26 protein-coding genes are annotated in these 23,863 nt (G+C 71.7%); 18 read left to right on the top strand and 8 right to left on the bottom strand.

Features of this window, described 5'->3' with window-relative positions; translation table 11 throughout:
• Window positions 1–73 precede the first annotated feature (73 nt).
• Window positions 74–598: a TetR/AcrR family transcriptional regulator gene (locus ABFX46_RS14220; protein ID WP_346042462.1), complete on the top strand. Its 525-nt coding sequence runs from the start codon at window positions 74–76 to the stop codon at window positions 596–598.
• 22 nt (window positions 599–620) lie between these two features.
• Here the strand turns inward: ABFX46_RS14220 and add are convergent, their stop codons facing one another.
• The gene (add, locus tag ABFX46_RS14225; RefSeq protein WP_346042463.1) at window positions 621–1,595 is read right to left on the bottom strand and encodes an adenosine deaminase; all 975 of its coding nucleotides are present in this window, start codon (window positions 1,593–1,595) and stop codon (window positions 621–623) included.
• A gap of 186 nt (window positions 1,596–1,781) precedes the next feature.
• Here add and ABFX46_RS14230 point away from each other — a divergent pair, with 186 nt between their 5' ends.
• Window positions 1,782–2,903: an NADAR family protein gene (locus ABFX46_RS14230; protein WP_346042464.1), complete on the top strand. Its 1,122-nt coding sequence runs from the start codon at window positions 1,782–1,784 to the stop codon at window positions 2,901–2,903.
• A 94-nt stretch (window positions 2,904–2,997) separates the two neighbouring features.
• On the opposite strand, the gene ABFX46_RS14235 is transcribed toward ABFX46_RS14230, so the two are convergent.
• Complete coding sequence (locus ABFX46_RS14235) at window positions 2,998–3,876, bottom strand: HhH-GPD family protein (protein WP_346042465.1); 879 nt, start codon at window positions 3,874–3,876, stop codon at window positions 2,998–3,000.
• A gap of 108 nt (window positions 3,877–3,984) precedes the next feature.
• Here ABFX46_RS14235 and ABFX46_RS14240 point away from each other — a divergent pair, with 108 nt between their 5' ends.
• Window positions 3,985–4,560, top strand: a complete 576-nt coding sequence (locus ABFX46_RS14240; RefSeq protein WP_346042466.1) for a hypothetical protein — start codon at window positions 3,985–3,987, stop codon at window positions 4,558–4,560.
• 395 nt (window positions 4,561–4,955) lie between these two features.
• Here ABFX46_RS14240 and disA read toward each other — a convergent pair whose 3' ends face one another.
• From disA to ABFX46_RS14260, 4 genes are all read right to left on the bottom strand, one after another.
• Entirely contained in the window at window positions 4,956–6,038 is a 1,083-nt protein-coding gene (gene disA, locus ABFX46_RS14245) for a DNA integrity scanning diadenylate cyclase DisA (RefSeq protein ID WP_163056773.1), read from the bottom strand.
• 113 nt (window positions 6,039–6,151) lie between these two features.
• Window positions 6,152–7,573 carry a DNA repair protein RadA gene (radA, locus tag ABFX46_RS14250; protein ID WP_346042467.1) on the bottom strand — a complete coding sequence of 474 codons (1,422 nt, stop codon included), beginning with the start codon at window positions 7,571–7,573 and terminating at the stop codon, window positions 6,152–6,154.
• Window positions 7,574–7,603: 30 nt separating this feature from the next.
• Window positions 7,604–8,662: an alpha/beta fold hydrolase gene (locus ABFX46_RS14255; RefSeq protein WP_346042468.1), complete on the bottom strand. Its 1,059-nt coding sequence runs from the start codon at window positions 8,660–8,662 to the stop codon at window positions 7,604–7,606.
• A gap of 36 nt (window positions 8,663–8,698) precedes the next feature.
• Window positions 8,699–9,397 carry a class I SAM-dependent methyltransferase gene (locus ABFX46_RS14260; protein ID WP_346042469.1) on the bottom strand — a complete coding sequence of 233 codons (699 nt, stop codon included), beginning with the start codon at window positions 9,395–9,397 and terminating at the stop codon, window positions 8,699–8,701.
• A gap of 141 nt (window positions 9,398–9,538) precedes the next feature.
• Between ABFX46_RS14260 and ABFX46_RS14265 the strand changes: the two genes are divergently transcribed.
• The 9 genes from ABFX46_RS14265 to ABFX46_RS14305 all read left to right on the top strand — a co-directional run bounded on the left by ABFX46_RS14265 (window position 9,539) and on the right by ABFX46_RS14305 (window position 16,454).
• Window positions 9,539–10,423, top strand: a complete 885-nt coding sequence (locus tag ABFX46_RS14265) for a sugar phosphate isomerase/epimerase family protein (protein WP_346042470.1) — start codon at window positions 9,539–9,541, stop codon at window positions 10,421–10,423.
• Window positions 10,420–11,001 carry a TetR/AcrR family transcriptional regulator gene (locus ABFX46_RS14270; RefSeq protein WP_346042471.1) on the top strand — a complete coding sequence of 194 codons (582 nt, stop codon included), beginning with the start codon at window positions 10,420–10,422 and terminating at the stop codon, window positions 10,999–11,001. The genes ABFX46_RS14265 and ABFX46_RS14270 overlap by 4 nt, the downstream gene beginning before the upstream one ends.
• Before the next feature lie 98 nt (window positions 11,002–11,099).
• Window positions 11,100–11,849, top strand: a complete 750-nt coding sequence (locus tag ABFX46_RS14275; RefSeq protein ID WP_346042472.1) for an ABC transporter ATP-binding protein — start codon at window positions 11,100–11,102, stop codon at window positions 11,847–11,849.
• Window positions 11,846–12,580, top strand: coding sequence for an ABC transporter permease (locus ABFX46_RS14280; RefSeq protein ID WP_346042473.1), 735 nt, complete (start codon window positions 11,846–11,848; stop codon window positions 12,578–12,580). The genes ABFX46_RS14275 and ABFX46_RS14280 overlap by 4 nt, the downstream gene beginning before the upstream one ends.
• Before the next feature lie 119 nt (window positions 12,581–12,699).
• Window positions 12,700–13,872, top strand: a complete 1,173-nt coding sequence (locus ABFX46_RS14285; protein WP_346042474.1) for an LCP family protein — start codon at window positions 12,700–12,702, stop codon at window positions 13,870–13,872.
• A 56-nt stretch (window positions 13,873–13,928) separates the two neighbouring features.
• Window positions 13,929–14,849 (top strand): proline dehydrogenase family protein, encoded by a 921-nt coding sequence (locus ABFX46_RS14290; protein WP_346042475.1) that lies wholly within the window; start codon window positions 13,929–13,931, stop codon window positions 14,847–14,849.
• Between the two features lie 54 nt (window positions 14,850–14,903).
• Window positions 14,904–15,698: a pyrroline-5-carboxylate reductase gene (gene proC, locus ABFX46_RS14295; RefSeq protein ID WP_131938023.1), complete on the top strand. Its 795-nt coding sequence runs from the start codon at window positions 14,904–14,906 to the stop codon at window positions 15,696–15,698.
• An 85-nt stretch (window positions 15,699–15,783) separates the two neighbouring features.
• Window positions 15,784–16,218 carry a hypothetical protein gene (locus ABFX46_RS14300; RefSeq protein ID WP_346042476.1) on the top strand — a complete coding sequence of 145 codons (435 nt, stop codon included), beginning with the start codon at window positions 15,784–15,786 and terminating at the stop codon, window positions 16,216–16,218.
• Window positions 16,219–16,301: 83 nt separating this feature from the next.
• Entirely contained in the window at window positions 16,302–16,454 is a 153-nt protein-coding gene (locus ABFX46_RS14305; protein ID WP_346042477.1) for a hypothetical protein, read from the top strand.
• Here ABFX46_RS14305 and ABFX46_RS14310 read toward each other — a convergent pair.
• Window positions 16,451–17,434 carry an alpha/beta hydrolase gene (locus ABFX46_RS14310; protein WP_346042478.1) on the bottom strand — a complete coding sequence of 328 codons (984 nt, stop codon included), beginning with the start codon at window positions 17,432–17,434 and terminating at the stop codon, window positions 16,451–16,453. The two genes, ABFX46_RS14305 and ABFX46_RS14310, sit on opposite strands and share 4 nt — an antisense overlap.
• A gap of 157 nt (window positions 17,435–17,591) precedes the next feature.
• Here ABFX46_RS14310 and ABFX46_RS14315 point away from each other — a divergent pair, with 157 nt between their 5' ends.
• The 6 genes from ABFX46_RS14315 to ABFX46_RS14340 all read left to right on the top strand — a co-directional run bounded on the left by ABFX46_RS14315 (window position 17,592) and on the right by ABFX46_RS14340 (window position 22,884).
• Entirely contained in the window at window positions 17,592–18,806 is a 1,215-nt protein-coding gene (locus ABFX46_RS14315; RefSeq protein ID WP_346042479.1) for an acetoin utilization protein AcuC, read from the top strand.
• A gap of 26 nt (window positions 18,807–18,832) precedes the next feature.
• Window positions 18,833–19,693, top strand: coding sequence for a phosphatase (locus tag ABFX46_RS14320; RefSeq protein ID WP_346042480.1), 861 nt, complete (start codon window positions 18,833–18,835; stop codon window positions 19,691–19,693).
• 353 nt (window positions 19,694–20,046) lie between these two features.
• Window positions 20,047–20,250, top strand: a complete 204-nt coding sequence (locus tag ABFX46_RS14325; protein ID WP_021591693.1) for a helix-turn-helix domain-containing protein — start codon at window positions 20,047–20,049, stop codon at window positions 20,248–20,250.
• 494 nt (window positions 20,251–20,744) lie between these two features.
• Window positions 20,745–20,843, top strand: coding sequence for a 30S ribosomal protein bS22 (locus tag ABFX46_RS14330; protein ID WP_018654693.1), 99 nt, complete (start codon window positions 20,745–20,747; stop codon window positions 20,841–20,843).
• 48 nt (window positions 20,844–20,891) lie between these two features.
• The gene (locus tag ABFX46_RS14335; RefSeq protein ID WP_346042481.1) at window positions 20,892–21,893 is read left to right on the top strand and encodes an NAD-dependent epimerase/dehydratase family protein; all 1,002 of its coding nucleotides are present in this window, start codon (window positions 20,892–20,894) and stop codon (window positions 21,891–21,893) included.
• 28 nt (window positions 21,894–21,921) lie between these two features.
• Entirely contained in the window at window positions 21,922–22,884 is a 963-nt protein-coding gene (locus tag ABFX46_RS14340; RefSeq protein WP_428831255.1) for a lysophospholipid acyltransferase family protein, read from the top strand.
• Here ABFX46_RS14340 and ABFX46_RS14345 read toward each other — a convergent pair.
• Entirely contained in the window at window positions 22,881–23,807 is a 927-nt protein-coding gene (locus ABFX46_RS14345; protein WP_346042482.1) for an RNA polymerase sigma-70 factor, read from the bottom strand. The two genes, ABFX46_RS14340 and ABFX46_RS14345, sit on opposite strands and share 4 nt — an antisense overlap.
• Window positions 23,808–23,863: the final 56 nt, after the last annotated feature.

Below are 23,863 nucleotides of genomic sequence, written 5' to 3' on the forward strand. Positions count from 1 at the left end.
GAATCGGATCTTCCGCTTCTGGTTGTCCAGGGTAACCTGAATCCGTTGTTCCGGTTACCTCTGGAGGAGGACGATGCGAGCCGACGCGCGACGCAACCGCGAGCGGATCGTCACGTGCGCTCTGGAGCTGTTCGCCGAGCGAGGGCCCGGCGTGAGCATGGAGGAGCTCGCGCGGGCGGCGGGCCTCGGCGTGGGGACCCTTTACCGGCACTTCCCCGATCGGCGAGCGCTCGTCGAGGAGATCGCGACCAGCGCGCTGCGGAGCATGGCGGCGGAGATCCGGACGCTGTCGGCGAAGGATCTCCCACGCTGGGACGTGCTGACCCAGGTCGTCGCCTACTGCACCGGGCAGCCGCTCGCCCTCGTCAAGTCGATCGCGGACGCCGGCGACGAGGTCCCCCCGGAGCGGGGCGCCCTGCAGAGCGAGGTCGACGGCCTCCTGCGGCGGCTCGTCGAGGAGGTTCAGGGCGAGGGGACGATGCGCGGCGACATCAGCCCGGCCGAGGCCGTCGAGATCCTCAGCACCGCCGTCTGCCGCCCGGGAGCACGCGCCGGCGACGCCGTCACTCGCGTGATGCTGGACGGCCTCAGCGCATAGCCCGGCTGGGGCGTTTGGGGGATCAGGCGGAGCTCAGCCAGGCGGCGATCTCGGAATGAAGGCGGGTCTTCGTCTCGGGCGGGGCGAAGGAGGCGGTCACGGTGTCGCCGGCCAGCTCGGCGAGGGTGCGGTCGTCGTAGCCGAAGGTGTCGCGCACGTTGGCGTACTCGGTGGTCAGCGACGTGTTGATCAGCGCCGGGATGTCGGTGTTGAGGGTGACGAGCAGGCCCGCCTCGCGGAGGACGGGGAGTGGATGGGCGTCCAGGGACGGGGCGAAGCCCAGCGCGACATTGGACGACGGGCACACTTCGAGAGGAATCCGGCGCTCCCGGACCTCGGCTACAAGATCGGGATCGTCCAGGATGCGGATGCCGTGGCCGAGGCGCTCGGCGCGCCCGGGGCCGAGGGCCTGCCGGATGCTGGCGGGCCCCTCGCCTTCGCCCGCGTGGTGGACGACGTGCAGACCGGCGTCGCGGGCGGCGGCGAACACCTCGGTGAACGGGTCGCCGGGATGGGCCTCGTCGCCCGCCAGCCCGACGGCGATCACGCGATCGTGGCGGCGGGCGAGGTCGAGCGTCCGCCAGGCGCGTTCGACGGAGCGGCGCCGGGAGTGGTCCAGGATGAGGCGGCACTCGATCCCGAATGCGTCCTGTCCGGCCTCCAGGCCCTCCAGGACTGCCTGGAGCGGCATGCTGAGGTCGCCGAGCCGCTCGCCGTGTCCGGCGGCCGTGAAGGAGACCTCGGCATACCGGACGCCTTGGGCGGATTCGTCCGCACAGAACTCGTAGGCGATGCGGCGGAAGTCGGAAGGGCGTCGCAGGCAGGCTCGAACCAGGTCGTTCTGCGCGAAGAAGGAGGCGAAGTCGCCGAACGTGCCCGCACGGCCGGGTACCTCCACACCGTTGGCCGCGCCGATCTCCCGCAGCGTGGCCCACCGGACGGTGCTCTCCAGGTGGACGTGCAGATGGGCTTTGGGCAGGCTCAGCAGGTCGCGCACGCCCGTACGCTACGGCCGTACCGGCTGCGCCGCCCAACCATTATTCGCGCTGAGCGGCAGGGCAGGGGGAACGCGTGGAACCGTAGGCGCGTTCGGATCGCCGAAATGATCAATACCGGCTGCCCGACCCGGCGGTCATCGTGCCCGGCCGGTCGGCCGGCCGTCCATGAGGAGTCGACGAGCGTCGTGTCGAACCGCATCCAGCGCATCGAGGACGGGCAGCGCATCGAAGGCATCGCGCGTCCCGTCTTCATCCACAACTTCTCGTACCACCTGACGAACCTCCTGGTGTTCGCGGACGGCGCGATCAACTGCTGGGACTGGGTCGATCTGGACGGTCTGCGCGAGAAACTCGAGTCCGGCTGGGTGGTGACGGAAGTGCCCGAGGGCGCTGAGATCAGCGCGTTCGAGCTGGGGCGCTGGAAGGCCGCCGAGCCGATGTTCGGCCTCACTCCGGAGATGCTCCTGGGGGAGGTGGCCGACGACATCGAGAAGCTGAACGGCCGCCCCGACTCCACGGACCGCTGCCTCGCGGCCCTGGACCGGTACCTGGAGTCGCGGGACGAGGCCGACAGGCTGGCGCTGCGCGAATCGTACCTTGAGATTCCGCAGCACAAGCGGCATTACTCGCTCGGCGACATGGACAACAAGGACCGGCCGCTCGTCTTCCTGTGCACCGATATCGGAGAGCGTCCGGTCGGCGGATGGTTCGACGATGACGAGATCACAGAGGCCAAGCGCGAATGGGCGCTGGAATACTTCGCCGAACGTGCCCGCGCCCGAGTCGAGTACGGCGCCAAGCGTCCGGCGGACGACCCGCAAGAGCCTCCGAAGGGAACGATTCATCTCGGCGGGCGCATATTTCCGAAGGGATTTCCGAAAGATGCGGGGATCTACGTCCTGCAGAACGACTACCCGTCCCCGATCGACGTTGGGGGCGTCGTCTACCCGTCCGTCGTGCATGCCTACTGGGCCCTGACCTGCACCGATCCCGAGGTCAGGGAGCGAATCCGCGCGGCCGTGCGGCCCCACGAGGCTCAGGAGATCGCCAAGGAGGCGCCCCGCGTCCAGGACTGGCCGCACGTGCGGACGGCCGTCATGGCCGGTCTGCTCCGTGCGAAATTCACGCAGCATCCCGAACTGGCAGAAATCCTACTCGGCACGGGTGGCGCGCCGATCGCCTACAGCGGGATGGATTCCGACCACTGGATCATTCGCGGCGGAAAGGGGCGCAATTGGATCGGTCGGCTCCTCGAACTGATCCGCTCCGAACTCCACGCCCGGAAATCCGGCCTCCCCTTCCCGTGAAATGTTGCGACACGGCATGACAAAGGATTGAGGTCGCAACCTCAGCCTCCGCAATGACATTGCTGCCGGCATGTTGCGGCTTGTGCCGTACCGGTCAGGCGGGAAGGGCGTAGCGGCCGTCGTCCAGGGGGTCGACAAGACCGTCGGCGATGAGGGCGTCGAGGGCGCGCTCGCGCTGGACGGCGTCCGACCAGACGACGTCGAGGGTCGGCTTTTCCACCGGTCCTTCGGCGTCCCGCAGAACGGCGAGGATGCGGCCGCGGCACTGGCGGTCGGTGCCCGCGTACGTCTGACCCCGGCGCGGCGGCCCGTCGTAGGCGGGGCGTCCGGCGAGCTGCCAAGCACATGTGCCGAGGACCGGGCAGTCGACGCAGCGGGGCGTGCGGGCAGTGCAGACCAGCGCGCCCAGCTCCATCACGGCGACGGCCCAGCGCGCGGCCGTCGGCGGATCGGCCGGCAGGAGGCTCTCCGCGAGCGCCACCTCCGCCTTGGTCTGCGTTTTCGGCGGGTACTCGACACCGGACATCAGCCGGGCCAGGACCCGACGGACGTTCGTGTCGAGCACCGCGTGCCGCTGCCGGAACGCGAAACTGGCCACGGCCGCGGCCGTGTAGGAGCCGATGCCGGGCAGCGCCAGCAGTTCCCCATGCGACGACGGGACCTCGCCGCCGTGCCGTTCGGTGATCGCGCGGGCGCTCTCGTGCAGCCGCAGCGCCCGCCGCGGGTAGCCGAGCCGCCCCCACGCCCGGACGGCCTCGCCGGACGGTTCGGCGGCCAGCGCGGCGGGAGTCGGCCAGCGCGTCATCCAGGCGTCCCAGACGGGCAGGACACGGGAGACGGGCGTCTGCTGGAGCATGATCTCGCTGACGAGGACGCCCCACGGCGTCGCGTCCGGCGCCCGCCACGGGAGGTCCCGGGCGTTCGCCTCGTACCAGTCGAGGATCGGGGCGGTGTAGACGGAGTTCAGATTCATGGCGCGCCGCCATTGTGGCACGCGGCGGGTCGTCCCCGGTTTCCAGTCCGCTGAATGCATACTGACTGTATGTGGCCGAATACTGGACGTGACTCCGGCGGTTCTGGGGTGGACCAGTACTGGCGGCGCCGCGCGATGGCCCTGGTCGGCGTGCTCGGCGCCGTCGGCCTGCTGGCCTGGGCGTGCGCCGGGACGGGCGAGGGCGAGCCGGTCCGGAACGCGAAGGCGGCCGAGAGCGCGAGCCCGCCGCCCCCGCCCACCGCGATGCCGACCGTCACGATCACCACCACGACCACGCCCGAGCCGGAACCCGCGGACGACGGCGGCCCCTGCGACGCCGAGGACCTCGTCGTCAACATGTCGGCCGCCGACACCACCTACACCGGATCTGAGCGGCCCGAGTTCCGGGTCACGGTCGTCAACACGGGCAACGGCAAGTGCACGTTCGACACGGGCTCGCTGGACGTCCGCATAACCTCAGGGTCCGACCGCATCTGGTCGTCCGCCGAGTGCCGCCACGGCAACGCTCCGAAGGAGACCCTCCGCCGCGGCATCCCCTACGTCGACACCATCACCTGGGACCGAGCCAGGGGCTGCAAGGGCAAGACAAAAGCCCGCCCCGGCACCTACGTGGCCGACCTAAAGGGCATGAAGACCAAGGAACGCATCTTCCGCCTCCGCTAACCCGAGCCCGTCTCCAACCGACCTCTCGCCCCAGTAGCCGCCCCTCCCGCCGACCACACCCAACTGCGGGCCAGCGACCCTAATGTGCGCGTATGTGAGGCTTGCGAGCGCGCGCCGGGCGCAGAACGGCGTTCGCGCATGTGGGGGCTTGCGAGCGCGCGCCGAGCCGAGAACGGCGTTTGCGCATGTGGGGCTTGCGAGCGCGCGTCGGGCGGAGAACGGCGTTTGCGTATGTGGGGCTTGCGAGGGCGCGCCGAGCCGAGAACGGTGTGCGCGCATGTGGGGCTTGTGAGGGCGCGCCGGGCGGAGGACGGCGTTTGCGTATCGCGGCTTCTCGGCGGCCTTGGTGGGGCCTGGTATTTGCTTGTGTGCGGCCGGGCGTTGGGCCGGTGGGGTTAGACGTAGCGTTCGAGGATTGAGGATTCGGCCAGGCGGGAGAGGCCCTCGCGGACGCTGCGGGCTCGGGATTCGCCGACGCCGCCCACCGCCTGCAGGTCGTCTATGCTGGCGGCGAGGAGTTTCTGCAGCCCGCCGAAGTGTTCGACGAGGCGCTCGACCACCATGCTGGGCAGCCGGGGGACCTTCGCGAGCAGGCGGAAGCCCTTGGGGCTGACGGGCAGGTCGAGGGCGTCGGGGCCGGCGAAGCCCATCACCTCGGCGACCGTGGAGAGGTCGAGGAGCTCGTTGGCGGAGAGCGTGTCGAGGGACGACAGGATGGCGGCGACGCCGCGGGCGCGGGTGTCGTCGGACGGGTAGTCGCGGACGATCAGCTCGCGGTCGGCGTCGACGCCGGAGACCAGCTCGTCGAGCTGGAGGGAGAGCAGGCGGCCGTCGGTGCCGAGTTCGACGACGTAGCCCTCGATCTCGTCGGCGATGCGCCGCACCATTTCGAGGCGCTGGACGACGGCGCTGACGTCGCGGACGGTGACGAGGTCCTCGATTTCGAGGGCCGAGAGCGTGCCGGAGACCTCGTCCAGGCGGAGTTTGTAGCGTTCGAGCGTCGCCAGGGCCTGGTTCGCCTTGGACAGGATGGCCGCCGAGTCTTCGAGGACGTAGCGGATGCCGTCCAGGTAGAGCGCGATGATGTGCATCGACTGGCTGACCGAGATGACCGGGAGGCCGGTCTGGCGGGCGACGCGTTCCGCGGTGCGGTGGCGCGTCCCCGACTCCTCGGTGGGGATGGTCGAGTCGGGCACGAGGTGGACGGCCGCGCGGACGATGCGGGTGTGGCTGTCGTCGAGGACGATCGCGCCGTCCATCTTGGCGAGCTCGCGCAGCCGGGTCGCGGAGAACTCGACGTCGAGCTCGAAGCCGCCCGTGCAGAGTTCCTCGACCGGTTTGTCGTAGCCGAGCACGATCAGGCCGCCGGTGTGGCCCCGCAGGATCCGCTCGAGTCCGTCGCGGATCTGGGTGCCCGGGGCCACCGCGGCCAATGTGGCGCGGCGTCGTTCGTCATGACCCTTGTCGTGTGATGGCACCTGACCCCCGGAGGTCGCTGGACGGCGCCAGTTTACCGAGGAGGGCCGCGCCCTGGTTCCTCCCCAGGTCGCAAGCGTCGGTTGTGTGGAGTAATACTCTGGCGTGACCCGTGTCAGTGCGCCGTAAACGCGACCTGGAGGGCCTGCTGGAGGCTGTCGACCTCCATCACCTTCATGCCTTCGTAGCTGGTGAGCTGCGGGTCGGCGCGCTTGAGCGGTGATCCGTCGGCGAGTTCGAGGGAGCCGCGTGGGACGACGGCGTACTTGAAGCCGAGCCGGGTCGCCTCGGCGAGCCGCCGCTGGACGCCGGGCACGATGCGGACCTCTCCGGCGAGTCCGACCTCGCCGAGCGCGATCAGGCTGTTGGACAGCGCCTGCTCGACCGTGGAGCCGGCGACGGCGAGGGCCAGCGCCAGGTCGACGGACGTCTCGCTGAGCCGCACGCCGCCGACCGTCGAGACGTACACGTCCTGCTCGTGCATGGAGATCTTGCAGCGCTGCGCGAGGACGGCGAGGACCATCGCGACCCGGGACGTGTCGAGCCCCGACGTGGCCCGCCGCGGCGCCGGCAGGTGCGATTTCGCGACGAGCGACTGCACCTCCGCGACGAGGGGCCGCCGCCCTTCGAGGGTGACCGTCACGCACGTCCCGGGGACGGGCTCCTCGCGGCGGGTGAGGAACAGGCCGCTCGGGTCGGGCAGCCCGACGATGCCGACCTCGGACAGGTCGAAGCAGCCCAGTTCGTCGGTCGGCCCGTAGCGGTTCTTCACCGCGCGGATCATGCGGAGCCGGGAGTGCCGGTCGCCCTCGAAGTACAGGACGACGTCGACCAGGTGCTCCAGGAGCCGCGGCCCGGCGATCGCGCCCTCCTTGGTGACGTGGCCGACGAGCACGACGGTGATGCCGCGCTCCTTCGCGACCCTGATCAGGTTGGCGGCGACCTCGCGGATCTGCGTGACGCCGCCGGGCGCGCCGTCCACCTCGGACGTTCCGATCGTCTGGATGGAGTCGACGACGAGCAGCGACGGCTCCACGGAGTCGATATGCCCCAGAACCGCCGAGAGCTCGGTCTCGGCGGCCAGGTACAGGTGGTCGGTGATCGCCCCGACCCGGTCGGCGCGCAGCCGCACCTGCTCGGCCGACTCCTCGCCCGTCACGTACAGGACGTTCTTCGCGCCGCCTTCGGACGCGGTCGAGGCGAGCGCGGCGACCTCCAGCAGCAGCGTCGACTTCCCGATGCCCGGCTCGCCCGCCAGCAGCAGGACGGCACCGGGCACGATGCCGCCGCCGAGCACCCGGTCGAGTTCGTCCAGGCCCGTGGGCCGCGTCTGCGCGGACCGGACGTCCACCTGCCCGATCGGGCGCGCCGGCGCGCTGACCGGACCGGCCGACACGACCCGCGCCGGCGTGGCGGACGCCGCCTCGGTGACCGTCCCCCAGGTCTGGCACTCGCCGCAGCGCCCCACCCACTTGGACGTCTGCCAGCCGCACTCCGAGCACCGATAGGCGGCCTTCGCCGTCTTAGCCTTCGCCATGCGCGGCAGCCTAGAGCCCCCCGCCGACAGTCAGGCGTCCTTGCGGGCGCGTTCGATCAGGTCGCCCAGGTGGTCGGAGACGGTGCCGGGGCGCTCCAGCATGGCCATGTGGCCGGCGGTCGGGATGACCTCCAGCCGGCCGGACGGGACGCAGGAGGCGATCTTGAGGCTGTGCTCCACCGGGGTGAGGAGGTCGTTCTCGGCGCCGAGGACGAGGGTGTCGGCGGCGGCGAGGGAGGCGCAGTCGCTGATGACGTCGGTCGTGATCATGGAGCGGAAGAAGTCGACGAACGCGTCCATGCGGGTGTCGGTCATCATCTGCTCGGCGAAGGCGACGGCGGCGGGGCTGGCGTCGGGGCCGAAGGCGACGAGGTCCTCGATGAGGGCGGCGGCGTCGCGGCCGAGGTGGCGGACCCGCTCCACGGCGCCGGAGCCGGCGCCGAGCGCGGCGAGCGCGCGGGGCAGGACGCGGTGGGTGGTGCGCGCGACCAGGGCGGGCATGCCGAGGGTGACCTCGCCGAGGCCGCCGGACGAGGTGCACAGCAGCCCGGTCGCGAGGATCTTGCGGCCGACCAGGTCGGGGTTCTCGTCGCAGTACCGCATGATCGTCATGCCGCCCATGGAGTGGCCGACGAGGACGACGGGCGTGTCGGCGGGGACGGTCGCCTCGATGACGGCGCCGAGGTCGGCGGCGAGGCGGGGGATGGCGTAGCCGTCGCGGGCGCCGCCGTCGGAGCGACCGTGGCCGCGCTGGTCCCAGAAGACGAGCCGGCCGAGGCCGCGCAGGGCCTTGCGCTGGAAGTGCCAGGAGTCCTGGGTGAGCGTCCAGCCGTGGGAGAACACGATGGCGAGGTCGGTGCGGTCCTCGCCGTCGATCTCGGCGTACAGGCGGGTGCCGTCGTCGGCGCGGACGGGGACGGGACGGCCGCGCAGCGACCCGAACGGCTCGCCGGCGAACGGGTCGGGCCGCAGCTGGAGGCGGCGCACGGCGCGGCGCTGGGCGACGAGCCCGGCTCCGGCGCCGGCCGCGCCGACGGCGGTGGCGGCGAGCAGGCCGCCGAACGCTCTTCCAGCAGTGACACGGCCCATTGCGGTACCTCCCGTGTGACCCAACCAGTCAGTAACTCAGGGGCAACGCCACCACAAATTGACGGCATAGTCCACCTCGAGGCCGGTGTGCTCGCGCATGCAGGCGCCGGCGAGTTCGGGCGGGAACTCGATGTGCAGGACGGCGGCGAGGTCCTCGCGGCTCTCGAACGACCAGCGGATCGTCAGCGGGTCGCGGGAGAAGCCGCGCCGCGTCCAGAACCGCTCGACGGCCTCCGGGTCGTATTTCGGCAGGCTGCGCCGGAACCAGCGGCCGAACGTGGAGCGGGTCGCGTCGTTGTCGATGATGAAGATCGCCCCGCCGCGCCGGACGACGCGCTCCAGCTCGCGCAGGCCCGGTTCGCAGCCGGGCCCGAAGAAGTACGCCCACCGGGCGTGGACGACGTCGACGGAGGCGTCCGGCAGCGGCAGCGCCTGGGCGGCGCCGACACGGACGGTGACGTTGGACAGCTCCCGGGTGCGGCGCGCGGCGGCCGAGGCGAGGCCCGCGTGCGGCTCGACGCCGATCACCCGGCGGGCGTCGGCGGCGAAGAAGGGCAGGTGGAAGCCGGTGCCGCAGCCGACGTCCAGGACGTCCGCGCCCGTCCACGGGCGGATGGCGCGCATCGCGGCGGCCAGCACCCCGTCGGGGTCGACGGCGCGGTTCTCCAGCTCGTAGACCTGCGGGGAGTTCCAGATGTTGGGGCTCGGCACGGCGCCCGGCGCGATTTCGGCCACGGCGACCGAGCGTAGTCGGCTCCGGGGGCAGAGCAATCAGGATCACTCCGGGCGGTTGTTTCATCACGGCCGCCGCCGCATAGGCTTTACCGTGCGAACCTTGATGACCATCGTCGAGCGATCATTCCTGGCGAGGAAGCCTTGACCCCGCAGCACAACGGCGTCAGTACACCGGCTCTCCGGGTACCGGACGCGCCGATCACGCTCTCCACCGCGTCGGTCTACCCGGAGAAGGTACCGAGTGCGTTCGAGATCGCCGCGCTGCTGGGCTACGACGGCATCGAGGTCATGGTCTCCACGGACGCCTCCTCGCAGGACCTGAACGTCCTGCGCCGGCTGTCCGACTACCACCAGGTGCCGATCAAGTCGATCCACGCGCCCTGCCTGCTGCTCACCCAGCGGGTGTGGGGACGCGAGCCCTGGGGCAAGCTCATCCGCTCCAAGGACGTCGCGGAGGAACTGGGCGCGGAGGTCGTGGTCGTCCACCCGCCGTTCCGCTGGCAGCGCGACTACGCGAAGGAGTTCGTCGAGGGCCTCGCCCGCATGCAGGACGAGACCGACGTCCTGTTCGCGGTGGAGAACATGTTCCCGCTCAAGGCGCGCGGTGCCGAGGCGGGCATGTACCTCCCCGACTGGAACCCGGTCGACCAGGACTACCCGTACGTCACCCTCGACCTGTCCCACACCGCCGTCTCCGGGTCGGACCCCATCGACATGGCGGGCAGCCTGGGCGACCGCCTGCGGCACATCCACCTCGCCGACGGCGTGGGCATCACGAACAAGGACGAGCACCTCGTCCCCGGCCGGGGCAACCAGCCGTGCGGGACGATGCTGGAGAACCTCGCCGAGGGCGGCTTCCGGGGGCACATCGTCCTGGAGGTGAACACGCGGCGCGCGTCCAGCCGGGTCGAGCGGATGGAGGACCTCGCCGAGGCCCTGGCGTTCGCCCGCCTGCACCTCGCCGCCGCCGACCGCACCTGGGAGGTCACGCCGGCCGGGGAGGTCACCCGCCGGGGCGTCCGGTGACCGACACCGCGCCCAGGGGCCGCCGGCCCGGCCCGACCGAGACCCGCGAGAAGATCCTCGCCGAGGCGCGCGACCTGTTCGCCGAGAAGGGGTACGACGGCGCCTCGCTGCGCGCCATCGCCCGCGCCGCCGGGGTGGACCCCGCCCTCGTCCACCACTTCTTCGGCAACAAGGAGGGCGTGTTCATCGAGGCCATGCGCTTCCCGGTGGACCCGTCCGTCGTCCTGCCGCGCATCACGGCGGCGCCGCGCGACCGGCTCGGCGAGACGATGGTCCGCACCTTCCTGGACGTGTGGGGGGACGACGAGCGCCGCGCGCCGATGCTCGCGATGCTGCGTTCGGCGATGACGAACGAGCGGGCGGCGGCGCTGCTGCGCGAGTTCGTCACGGTCGCCCTGTTCGGCCGCGCGAAGCAGGCGACCGAGGCGCCGCCGCTCGGCATCCAGGCGGCCGCCGGGCAGATGATCGGCCTGATGATCCTGCGCCACGTGCTGCGCATCGAGCCGATGGCCTCCGCGTCCGAGGAGGAGCTGGTCGAGCTGGTGGCCCCGACGATCCAGCGCTACCTGACCTCCTGACCCGCCCCGGCCGGACGCCCCCGTCCGGCCGCGGCCCGTCCCCGGTTTTCGCGTCCGAACCCCTTGACCGGGCCATCGTGTCCGCTTAAATTCAACACATGATGAGTTCTAGCCCGGCGAGCGGTGCCGAGCCGGCCGTGAGCGTCCGCGACCTGCGGGTCGTGCGCGGCGGCCGGGAGGTCCTGCACGGGCTCACCTTCGACGTCCCGCGCGGCTCCATCGTGGGCCTGCTCGGCCCGAGCGGCTGCGGGAAGACCACGCTGATCAGGGCGCTCGTCGGCGTCCAGATCGTCGAGAGCGGCACGGTGACCGTGCTCGGCGCGCCCGCCGGGTCCGCCGGGCTGCGGCACCGCGTCGGGTACGCGACGCAGTCGCCGGCGGTGTACGCCGACCTGACCGTCGCCGAGAACCTGCGCTACTTCGCGTCCGTGCTGCGGGCGCCGCGCTCGGACGTCGACCGCGTCATCGACGAGGTCGGGCTCGGCGCGAGCCGCGACCAGACCGCGGCGACGCTGTCGGGCGGGCAGCTCAGCCGCACCAACCTGGCCGTCGCGCTGCTCGGCGCGCCCGAGCTGATCGTCCTGGACGAGCCGACCGTCGGCCTCGACCCGGTGCTGCGGCAGGAGCTGTGGGAGCTGTTCCGGGAACTGGCCGACCGCGGCGCCACCCTCGTCGTGTCCAGCCACGTCATGGACGAGGCCGGCCGCACCGACCGCCTGCTGCTGATGCGCGACGGCGTCGTCCTCGCCGACGGGACCCCGGACGGGCTGCGCTCCCGCACCGGCGCGCCCGACCTCGAAGGGGCGTTCCTCCACCTGATCACCGAGACGTCCGGGAGCCCGGCATGAGCGCCGCCGTCACCTTCGCCACGATGCGGCGCATCCTCGCGCAGCTCAAGCACGACCACCGGACGCTCGCGCTGCTGATCGGCGTGCCGACGCTGCTGATGGTCCTGCTGCGCTACGTGTTCGACCAGCCGATGCTGTTCGACCGCATCGGGCCGATGCTGCTCGGCCTGTTCCCCTTCATCGTCATGTTCGTCGTGGCGAGCGTCGCGACCCTGCGCGAGCGGACGAGCGGCACCCTCGAACGGCTGATGACCATGCCGCTCGGCAAGCTCGACCTGCTGCTCGGATACGCGCTCGCGTTCGGGCTGATCGCGCTGGCGCAGGTCGGCGTGGTCCTGGTGATCTCGCTGACCTGGCTCGGCCTCGACCTGAACGGCTCGCTGGCGTCGCTGGTCCTCGTGTCCCTGCTGGACGCGCTGCTCGGCATGTCGCTCGGCCTGTTCGCCAGCGCCTTCGCGCGGACCGAGTTCCAGGCCGTCCAGTTCATGCCCGCGTTCGTCCTGCCGCAGACGCTGCTGTGCGGGCTGATCATCCCGCGCGACGACATGGCGTCCTGGCTGACCGCGATCTCGGACGTCCTGCCCCTGTCGTACGCGGTCGAGGGCATGCAGGAGATCAGCGCCAGCCCCGACTTCACCGGCACCCTGGCCGTGGACGTGGCCGTCATCGCGGGGTTCACGATCGTGGCGCTCGTCCTGGGCGCCGTGACCCTCCGCCGCCGCACTGCGTGAGCCCGGGGACGACGCTTGAAAGATGGTCTGGTTTACCTGTGCCGGTGTGTTCCGTCTTAATCGGACAGGTGGGGTGAAGTGGGCTATCCCTGGGTGATCCTGCTGGTAGCTTCTGCGCCATGACCGCGCCAGAGCAACCCGGACCGCGGCCGCCGCAGCGGGCCGACCAGGGGCCGCACGCACCGGCGGCGGCGCCGGCCGGCGAGGCCCCCGCAGACGCCCCCGGGGGTGAGTCCGGCGATGGGTTCTGGGCGCTGGCCGACGGTGCCGAGCGCAAGCGCAAGCGGCGCTGGCCGCGGGTCCTGATCGCCGTCGGGGTGTTCGCCGCGCTGCTCGTGGCGGGGATCGGCGGGCTGCTGTGGCAGCGCCAGTCGTCCTACAACGGCAACATCGACCGCATCAAGGGCGTGCTGCCGACCGACCAGGCGAACCGGCCGGGCCCGAACGTGGAGGGCACCGAGAACTGGCTGCTCGTCGGGTCGGACTCGCGCGCCGAGTCGCCGACGACCGGCGAGGGCGGCGACGTCTGGAAGCCGGGGCAGCAGCGCACCGACACGATCATGCTGCTGCACCTGCCTGCGGACCGGAAGAAGGCGTACATCGTCTCCTTCCCGCGCGACTCGTGGGTGCCGGTCCCCGGCTACGGCAAGCAGAAGATCAACGCGGCGTTCTCCTACGGCGGCCCGAAGCTGCTGATCGAGACGGTGGAGAGCATCACCGGGGTCCGCATCGACCACTACGGCGCGATCGACTTCGAGGGGTTCAAGGCGATGACGGACGCGCTCGGCGGCGTCACCGTCAACATCAAGCAGAGCGTGTACGACCCGGCCCGCAAGAAGGAGTGGGCGGCGGGCAGGCAGAAGCTGAACGGCGAGGAGGCGCTGCTGTTCGTCCGGCAGCGCTACAACCTGCCGAACGGCGACTTCGACCGGATCAAGCGGCAGCAGGCGTTCCTCGGCGCCCTCGCCAAGCAGGCCGCGGACCGCGGCACGATCACCAACCCGCTGAAGCTCGACCGGTTCCTGTCGGCGCTGACCAAGTCGATCAGCGTGGACGAGGGGGTGTCGGCGGGCGACCTGCGCTCGCTGGCGCTGAGCATGCGGAGCGTCCGGCCGTCGGACGTGATGTTCATGACGCTGCCGCACAAGGCCACGGGCATGCGCGGCAAGCAGAGCGTGGTCTTCGTCGACTGGGCGAAGGGCAAGCAGCTCTTCGACGCCGTCAAGACCGCGCAGATGGCCCAGTACGTCCGGCAGCACGGAGGCGGCAACAGCCTCGGCGCCGTCTCGTGATCGCCGGGGCGGCGGAGGCTTAACCTGGGACGGAGAGACCCGGGGGGTGCGCAACAGTGCTTCGTCAGGCGTTGCTGGTCGCGTCGCGCAGTGACGGCGCGCGCAGGATCGTGGAGACCGCGCCGTTCAGCGGCGACGTCGTCCGGCGCTTCATCGCCGGTGAGACGGTCGAGGACGCGGCGAGCGTCACCGAGCGGCTGACCGGCGAGGGCCTGCTCGTCACCCTGGACGTCCTCGGCGAGGACACCGACGACAAGGATCGCGCCGAGGCCAACGTCACGCACTATGTCGAGCTGCTGGAACGGCTGGGCGCCGCGAAGCTCGGTGCCCGTGCCGAGGTGTCGCTGAAGCTCTCCGCCGTCGGGCAGACCTTCGACGAAGACCTCGCCCTGGAGAACGCGAAGCGCGTGTGCGCGGCGGCCCGTTCCGCCGGGACGACGGTGACCCTCGACACGGAGGAGTACACCACGGTCGACGCGAACCTGCGGATCGTCAACGAACTGCGGCGCGACTTCCCGGACGTGGGCGCCGTCATCCAGTCGTACCTGCGTCGAGCCGAGGAGTACTGTGCGGATCTCGCCTACGAGGGGTCGCGCGTAAGGCTGTGCAAGGGCGCCTATGCGGCACCGGTGGCGATCGCCTTCACCGATAGGGACGAGGTCGACAAGTCCTACGTCCGCTGTATGAAGGTACTGATGGCGGGCAAGGGCTATCCGATGCTCGCCACGCACGACCCCCGGCTCATCGAGATCGCGGGGGCGCTGTCCGTCCTGCACGAGCGTGACGCCGACACGTTCGAGTACCAGATGCTCTACGGGATCCGTCCGCAGGAGCAGCGCCATCTGGCCGCGCAGGGAGCGCAGGTCCGCGTGTACGTCGCGTACGGGCGCGAGTGGTACCAGTACTTCATGCGCCGCATGGCGGAACGCCCGGCGAACCTCCGCTTCTTCGTGCGCTCCCTCGCCGGACGGTCCTGAACGCCGCCGCTATAGGGTGGATCAGTCGTTGAAACCCCACGTCAAGGTATGCCGATGATCGCGATTCTGGGTGCCGGGAAGATGGGCGAGGCGCTGCTGTCCGGGGTGCTCCGGGCCGGCCGCCGCCCGTCCGAGCTGATGGCGACCGCGCGCCGGGAGGAGCGCGGCGCGCTGCTGCGCGAGCGGTACGGCGTCGCGATCGTGCCGAACGCCGAGGCGGCGGCGAAGGCCGAGACGCTGATCCTCGCGGTCAAGCCGCAGGACATGGGCGCCCTCCTGGACGAGATCGGCGCGCACGTCCCGCCCGGCCGGCTGGTCATCTCGATGGCGGCGGGCATCACGACCGGGTTCATCGAGACGCGGCTGCCCGAGGGCGTCCCCGTCGTCCGCGTCATGTCGAACACGCCCGTGCACGTCGACCAGGCGATGAGCGTGATCTCGCCCGGCTCGCACGCGGCGGAGGAGCACCTGAAGCTGGCCGAGGAGCTGCTGTCCCCGGTCGGCAAGGTGCTGCGCCTCCCCGAGTCGCTGCAGGACGGCGCGACGGCCCTGTCCGGCAGCGGCCCCGCGTACTTCTACTACCTGGTCGAGGCGATGGTCGACGCGGGCATCCTGCTCGGCATGCCGCGCGCCGCCGCGCTGGAGATGGTCGTCCAGTCGGCCGTCGGCGCGGCGATCATGCTCCGCGACTCCGGCGAGCACCCGGTGCTGCTGCGCGAGGCGGTCACCTCGCCGGGCGGCACGACGATCTCGGCGATCCGGGAACTGGAGCGGCACGGCGTCCGCGCCGCCGTCCTGGAGGCCATCGAGGCCGCCCGCAACCGCGGCCGCGAACTCGCGAGCGGCTGAGCGGGCCGGCGGCGGGCCGGCTTTCTCATGGAAAGTTCACCTTTGAACATTGAGCCGCCCATGGGGGTGCGCTCGTGTTAGGGGTATGGGACTCATACTCCGCCTGATCGTCGCCGCCGGGCTGGCGGCCGACGCCGTCGTGCACTGGATGTTCGCGCCCGACATGGCCTTCGTCGAGGGCGGGGCCATCGGGGGCGACCTGCTCTTCCGGATCCAGGCGGCGGTCGCGGCCGTCGTCGCCGTCATCGTCCTGACCTACGGGTCGCGGTGGGCGCACGCGCTGGCGTTCCTCGTCGCGGCGAGCGCGGCCGGCGCCGTCGTCCTCTACTACTACGTCGACCTCGGGGCGCTCGGGCCGCTGCCCGACATGCACGAGCCCGTCTGGTACCTCGACAAGACGATCAGCCTGGTCGGGGAGGGCGGCGCCGCGCTGGCCGCGCTCGTCGGGTTCTTCGTCGCGGGCCGGGGGCGCCGCGAGGAGGACGAGGTGTTCGAGCGCGAGCCCGCCGGGCGCCTCTGACCCCGTTTCGTAAGATCGTTTTCACCCCGGACGCCGGTCCGCTCCCGTTACCATCCAAATGATCATGGGATCGGGGGATCTGGATGGACGAGCGGCGCGAGCGACCCGGCGAGAGGACGTACCCGGCGTCCGGCGTGCACAGGACGCTGATCAGGCTGGGGGTGCCGCGGTTCATGGCCGACCACGCCGCCGCCCTGCTGGACGCCCTCCTGCCGCGGCGGGCGCGCCGGCGCTAGGCGGCCCTGCGGCGGCGGCCGGGGGAGGTGTGGTGCGTGACCGTGCAGATGAAGCGGGCCGCGTCCTGCATCGCCTCGCCGGCCTCCGGCAGGACGCGGTTCAGGATGTGGAAGACGTGCATCTGGCCGTCCCAGACCTGGAACTCGCAGTCACCGCCGGCGCTGCGCAGGGCGTCCGCGAACGCCTCCGCCTCGGTGCGCAGGACCTCGGCGCCGCCGACCTGGATGAGGACGGGCGGCGGGTCCGTCCAGGCGCAGGTGAGCAGGGCCAGCCGCGGGTCGTCGAATCCGGCCGGCCCCACCACCAGGCGGGCGACCCGGCGCGCCGAGGCGGCGCTGATGTAGGGGTCGCGGGCGCCGTCCTGCGCCTGGCTGGAGAGTTCGCAGGTCAGGTCGACCCACGGGGAGAACAGGGTGAGCCCGGCCGGGTTCGGCAGGTCCAGCCGGCAGATCTCCCCGGCGAGCATGGCGGCGAGGTGGCCGCCGGCCGAGTCGCCCGCGATCACGATGCCGGACGCCGGGACGCCCCGCGCGAGCAGCCACCGGTAGGCGGTGACGGCGTCCTCCAGCGGCGCCGGGAACGGGTGCTCGGGCGCGAGCCGGTACCGGGGCGCGAGGACGGGCAGGCCGGTGTCATGCGCGAGGCGCGAGGTGATCGGCCGGTGGGTGCGCGGCGAGCAGGCCACGTAGCCGCCGCCGTGCAGGTAGAGCACGGCACCGTCGGCCTTGCCTTCGGGCGCGTCCCTGGGGATGAGCCATTCGCCCTTGACCGGGCGGTCGTCGCCGCCGTCCGCCGGCGGCTCGTTCAGCCCCTCGATCCGCACGCCCGAGCAGGGCCGCATCAGTAACGACGCGGCGTCCACCGTGGAGCGGGCGGTCCGGATCCCGGTGGCGTGTCCGGGGAGGTAGTGCAGGAGAGGCCGGACGCCCAGCCGCAGAGCGCTGCTGATCGCACGGCTGCGAACGCTCGGGCTGTCCATGTACCCCCCTTTGGTATTTAGGTGTCGTGTGATCGGTATGCCCGCTTTTGGCGGGTAATTCACGTCACAGTCTCGCAATGGACTCCGGCGGCGCCCCCCGCGCGCGCGGTCCACCCGCGTGATCCAGGTCATGTGACGCTCGCGATACCGTGAGGCCATGAGCAGTCCCGATTCGTCCGCATCCGCCGAACCCCGCGACTGCGGGCTCGAGGTCTTCTGGGACGAGCGGCTCATCTCCTACGACTTCGGCCCCGGGCACCCCATGAACCCCGTGCGGGTCGAGCTGACGATGGCGCTGGCCCGCGGGCTCGGCGTCCTCGACCGGCCGGGCGTGCGGGTGTCGGAGTTCGAGGCGGCCGACGACAAGCTGCTCCGGCTCGTCCACGAGGAGCCCTATATCGCGGCCGTCAAGCAGGCCGGCACGACCGGGCTGCCGGACCTGCGGCACGGCCTCGGCACCACCGACAACCCGATCTTCCTCGGCATGCACGAGGCGTCCGCGCTGGTCGCGGGCGCGTCCGTCGCCGCGGCCGAGGCCGTGTGGACGGGACGGGCGGGGCACGCCGCCAACGTCTCCGGCGGCCTGCACCACGCGCTGAGCGGCGCCGCCAGCGGGTTCTGCGTCTACAACGACCCGGCGATCGCGATCGCCTGGCTGCTGGAGAACGGCGCCGAGCGCGTCGCGTACGTCGACATCGACGTCCACCACGGCGACGGCGTCCAGGCCGCCTTCTACGACGACCCGCGCGTCCTCACGATCAGCCTGCACGAGACGCCGCGCACGCTGTTCCCCGGCACCGGCTTCCCGGACGAGACGGGCGCCGACGGCACGTCGGTCAACATCTCGCTGCCGCCCGGCACCGGCGACCGGCCGTGGCTGCGCGCGTTCGACGCGATCGTCCCGCCGCTGCTGCGCCGGTTCCGGCCCGACGTCCTCGTCACCCAGCAGGGCGCCGACGGGCACGCGCTCGACCCGCTCGCGCACCTCATCCTCAGCGTGGACGGGCAGCGCACGGCCTACGGGCTGCTGCACCGGCTGGCGCACGAGACCGCGGGCGGCCGGTGGGTGCTGACCGGGGGCGGCGGCTACGAGCTCGTCCAGGTGGTGCCGCGGGCGTGGACGCACCTGCTCGCCGAGGCGGCCGGCGGGCCGATCCCGCCGGACACGCAGACGCCGGAGGAGTGGCGCGACTTCGTCCGGCGGCGGACGGGGGAGATCGCCCCGCGCCGGATGACCGATGGGACCGACGTGGTGGAGTACGGCAGGTGGGGGGACGGCTACGACCCGGCGAACCCCGTCGACCAGGCGATCCTGGCGACGCGGCGGGCGGTCTTCCCCGAGCACGGCCTCGACCCGATGACGGACGAGTGAGGCCCGCAGGAATGAACCCCGCACCCATGGACCCCGCACCCGTGAAGCCGGCTCCGACGCGCGGTGAACTGCGCGCCCACCTCGTCCGGACGATGATCGCCGGGGACGTGGCGACGCCGCGCCAGAACAACCTGCTGCACTACCGGCGGATGGCCGCCGGGCACCCGTACTACCAGTTCGGCCTGGAGCTGAAGCCGTCGTGGACGGAGCGGACCGTCCTGGAGATGATGGTCGAGCGCTGCGGCGTCAGCCCCGACCCCGGGCACATCTACGGGGACGACACCATCGACCCCGACATCACGATCGACACGCTGGAGGCGATGGGCGACCGCATCGGCCTGGCGGCGCGCCGCCGGGAGAACGTGGTCGTCGCGACGGGGCATCCGGCGACGCTGACGCCGCTGTACCAGGGGGTCGCGCGGGCGCTGGAGGGTGCGGGCTGCCGGGTGCTGACCCCCGCCCGCGGCTGGACGTACGAGATCGAGACCGGCTACGGCGGCTCGGACCTGCGGCGCCTGGTCTACGCCGAGCCAGGCGTCGCGATGCTGGAGGGCGACGACGGGCGGACGCACCACACGCACGACCCGCACCCGATGGAGGCCATGCTCCGGGAGCTGGCCGATAGCGTCTCCGAGCGGTCTTCGGAAGCTAAACCTGATATCTGGCCGGATCTGGCCATCGCCGATCACGGCTGGGCCGGAGCCGCCGGTCAGGCGGGCATCGACACCGTCGGGTTCGCGGACTGTAACGACCCGGCGCTGTTCGCCGGCGCCGCCGAAGGCAAGATCGACGTGGTCGTGCCGCTCGACGACGGCATCTCCGCGCACCACTACGCGCCGCTGACCGCCTACATCCTTGATCGCGCGGGGCTGGCGCCGTCCGGCTGACCTCCCCGCGCCCGCGCGCCGGAGTCGTCCGGGGCACGTCCGGGCTGTCACCGAGTGTGACGAGACTGCCGTAGTGGGACGGATGGGCTTGCGCTGAGCCGTGGGGAGCAGTGGAACCGCAGGTCAACGCGGGATTGTGGTTGACAACCGTTCGTCTCGACACGTCCAGTGCCGTCACGTCCACGCTGCGTGCGGAATCAGCACTGTAACCCGCGGGTCAGGTCGGGGGACGGAAATGGGCGCAACTCCCCTCTTGCGACTGCCGATACGCGATTTACGCTGGAGGAAGTACACGTGCGTGATCAAAGTCACCCGAAGGGCCGGTGCGCGGCACGTGTGGAAGAGGGCGTCCGATGACCTCAGGCGAGCGACCTCTGAGCGAGGTCAGGTTCCTGACCGTGGCCGAAGTGGCGGCGGTGATGCGGGTGTCCAAGATGACCGTCTACCGCCTCGTCCACTCGGGCGAGCTTCCCGCGATCCGCGTGGGCCGCTCGTTCCGGGTTCCCGAGCAGGCCGTTCACGACTACCTGCGCGACGCGTACATCGAAGCCGGATAGCGGGTAAGGGCGGGGCATGAGCCACGACCCCGCCGGACACTCGTCACCCGGCCGTGCAGGGGGCGTCGGGGCGATCCCGCGGGACCGTCCCGAAGCTGGGGATGCAGGACGAGGACCGGCCGGCGGCCCCGCGGCCGCCGGAGCCGGCGTCGGGGGAACGGGGGCACCGCCTCCGCCCGCCCCGATCCGGCGATTCGGTCCGGACACCGAGCGGGACGGGCGGCCGGCCGGCAGGTCGGCGACAGCGCCCGCCCCGGCGGAACGGTGCCCGGCGCCGCGCGACGCGCGGTGCCGGACGCCGCCGTGCCGGGGCGACGGCGGAGCCCGGCGCGACCAGGGCATGCCCGCCCGCGATGCGGGCCGCGGCATGATCTCCATCCTTTCGGCGGTAGTCTTGGGCGGCGGACCGTGCGCGCTCATCGAGCCATGCTCACCATGCTCGCCCGCGGCACGTTCGTCTCCTGCACACCACCCGATACGCCGAGCGAGGTCCCGTGGGCTCTGTCATCAAGAAGCGTCGCAAGAGGATGGCCAAGAAGAAGCACCGCAAGCTGCTGAAGAAGACGCGCATCCAGCGCCGCAACAAGAAGTGATCACGCCGGCAACTCAGCCGTGAAGGGGTGGGGCGCACAGTGTCCTCCATGCCCGCCGCCGCGGCCCGTGTCGTCCTCGTCACGGGCGTCTCCCGTTTCCTGGGGGCGCGGGTCGCGAACACCCTGCAAGCAGACCCGGGCATCGAGCGGGTCATCGGCGTGGACACGGTGCCGCCCACCGAGTCCCTCGGCCGCACCGAGTTCGTCCGCGTCGACATCCGCACGCCCGGCATCGCGAAGATCATCGCGTCGGCCGGGGTGGACACGGTGGTGCACCTCAACCTCGTGACCTCCTCGTCCGGCTCCCGGGCGAAGGCCAAAGAGCTCAACGTCATCGGCACGATGCAGCTGCTCGCGGCGTGCCAGCGCTCGCCCGACATGCGCAAGCTCGTCGTGCGGTCCTCGGCCGCCGTGTACGGGTCCTCGCCGATGGACCCGGCGGTCTTCACCGAGCGGGACGAGCCGGCCGAGCCGCCGAAGACCGGCTACGCCAAGGACGCCGTCGAGGTCGAGGGCTACGTCCGCGGGCTGATGCGGCGCCGCTCCGACCTGACCGTGTCGGTGCTGCGGTTCGCGAACTTCATCGGCCCCGGCGTCGACTCGCCGCTCACCCGGTACCTGCACCTGCCGGTCGTCCCGACCGTGCTGGGCTTCGACCCGCGGCTCCAGTTCGTCCACGAGGACGACGGCGTCGAGGTGCTGCGCCGCATGACCACGGAGGACCACCCCGGCTGCTACAACGTCGCCGGGGACGGCGTGCTGCTGCTCTCCCAGGCGCTGCGGCGCGCCGGACGGCCGTACGTGCCCGTCCCGGCGCCGTCCATCTCGGTGCTCGGCGACATGGGGCGCCGCTTCGCGGGCCTGTCCGGGTTCTCCCCGGAACTGCTGCGCTGGCTGACGTACGGCCGGGTCATCGACACCACCGCGCTGGAGCACGAGCTGGCGTGGCGCCCGAAGTACGGCTCCGAGGCGGCCTTCGCCGACTTCGCCGCGGCCCAGGGGCTCGGCCACGGCCACGGCCGGCTGACGAACCTGCTCGGACGCACCTGACATCGGACGCACCGGAAAGGGGAGCCGGATGATGAACGCCCGCCATATGGACGACGGTGACGACGAGGGCGCGCAGGTCATCCGGCTCGACACGGGCCACCACCGGGATGCGGGCGACTCCGGTTCCGCCGCCGGGGGCGGCGAACCCGGCGGCGAGCAGAGCCCGCTGGAGCGCGGCATCGCCTCCGGGCTGGCGTTCCTGCGCCGCCGGCTGGCCGGCGAGTACGAGGTCGACGAGTTCGGCTTCGACCCCGAGTTCAACTCCACGGTCCTGCTGCCGGCCGCCCGCGCGCTGTACGAGCACTGGTTCCGCGTCGAGCTCGCCGGTCTGGAGAACGTCCCCGAGGGCGGCGCGCTGCTCGTCGCGAACCACTCGGGCACCATCCCGCTGGACGCGCTGATGCTGTCGGTGGCGCTGCACGACAACGCCGACCGGTGCATCCGGCTGCTCGGCGCCGACCTCGTCTACCAGATCCCGGTGCTCGGCCATCTGGCCCGCAAGGCCGGGCACACCCTCGCCTGCCAGGCCGACGCCGCCCGCCTGCTCGGCAAGGGCGAGCTGGTCGGGGTGTTCCCGGAGGGCTTCAAGGGCGTCGGCAAGCCGTTCGCCGACCGGTACAAGCTCCAGCGCTTCGGCCGCGGCGGCTTCGTCGGCACCGCGCTGCGCGCCGGCGTCCCGATCGTCCCGTGCGCCATCGTCGGCGCCGAGGAGATCTACCCCAAGATCGCCGACCTGCGGCCGCTGGCCCGGCTGCTCGGCCTCCCGTACTTCCCGATCACGCCGACGTTCCCGCTGCTCGGGCCCGCCGGCCTCGTCCCGCTGCCGTCCCGGTGGGTGATCCAGTTCGGTGCGCCGATGACGCTGGACGACTACGACGCCGAGGACGCCGACGACCCGATGACGGTGTTCGAGATCACCGACCACGTCCGGGAGAACATCCAGCACATGCTGTACGAGGCGCTGCTGCGCCGCGGCCCGGCGTTCCTTTAGCCGCGTTCCTCTAGGCCGCGTTCCCCCCGGTAGCCGCCGAGTTTGTCGGGGTTCAGGACCCACAGCAGCTGGTCGATGCCGTCGTCGGACGCGGTGATCGTGATGAGCGCGGAGGCGGCGCCGTCCCGCGAGACGAGGATCGCCGGCCGCCCGTTCGCCTCGACCCACGAGACGGTCGTGCCGGTCCAGAACCGGGGCGCGTACGCGACGACGACCTTCGCGACCCGTTCCCGTCCGACGATGGGGATCCGGGACGCGCCGCGGACCGTGCCGTTGCTATCGGAGTAGCTGACCGCGTCCTCGGCGAGGAGCGACTCCAGGGCGTCGAGGTCGCCGGTGCGGGCCGCCGCGAGGAACGTCTCCAGCAGCCGCCGGTGCGCGGCCCGGCTCACCGGGTTGCGGCGCCCCGCCGCCACCCGCCTGCGCCCCCGGCTGACGAGCTGCCGCGCGTTCGGCTCGGTCACCTGCAGGATCGCCGCGATGTCGGCGTAGGGGTAGTCGAACGACTCGCGCAGGACGTAGGCGGCCCGCTCCGGCGGGGACAGTCGCTCCAGCAGCATCAGGACGGCCATCTCCACGTCGGCGGCCTGCTCGGCGCCCGCCTCGGGCCCGCCGCCGGTGTCGATCGGCTCGGGGAGCCACGGGCCGACGTACTTCTCGCGCCGCCGCCGCGCCGACTGGATCACGTTGATCGCGAGCCGGGTCGTCATCGTCACCAGGAAGGCGGCCGGATCCCGCACGGGCCCGCGGTCGGTCGTCTGCCACTTGACCCATGTCTCCTGGACGACGTCCTCGGCCTCGGCGACGCCGCCGAGCATCTGGTACGCGATGCCGAACAGGCGGGGCCGCAGGTCGGCGAACACCGACGCGGCCTCGTCGAGCGTTCCGTCCGTGATCGTGCCCCTTCCGCGGTCGCCGGCCACACCATTTTATGGGGAGGAGCGAGGCCCGCCCGGCCGGCGTCGTGGACGGCGGCGGT

The organism is Actinomadura chokoriensis (genome assembly GCF_039529475.1).
Classification (GTDB): domain Bacteria; phylum Actinomycetota; class Actinomycetes; order Streptosporangiales; family Streptosporangiaceae; genus Spirillospora; species Spirillospora bangladeshensis.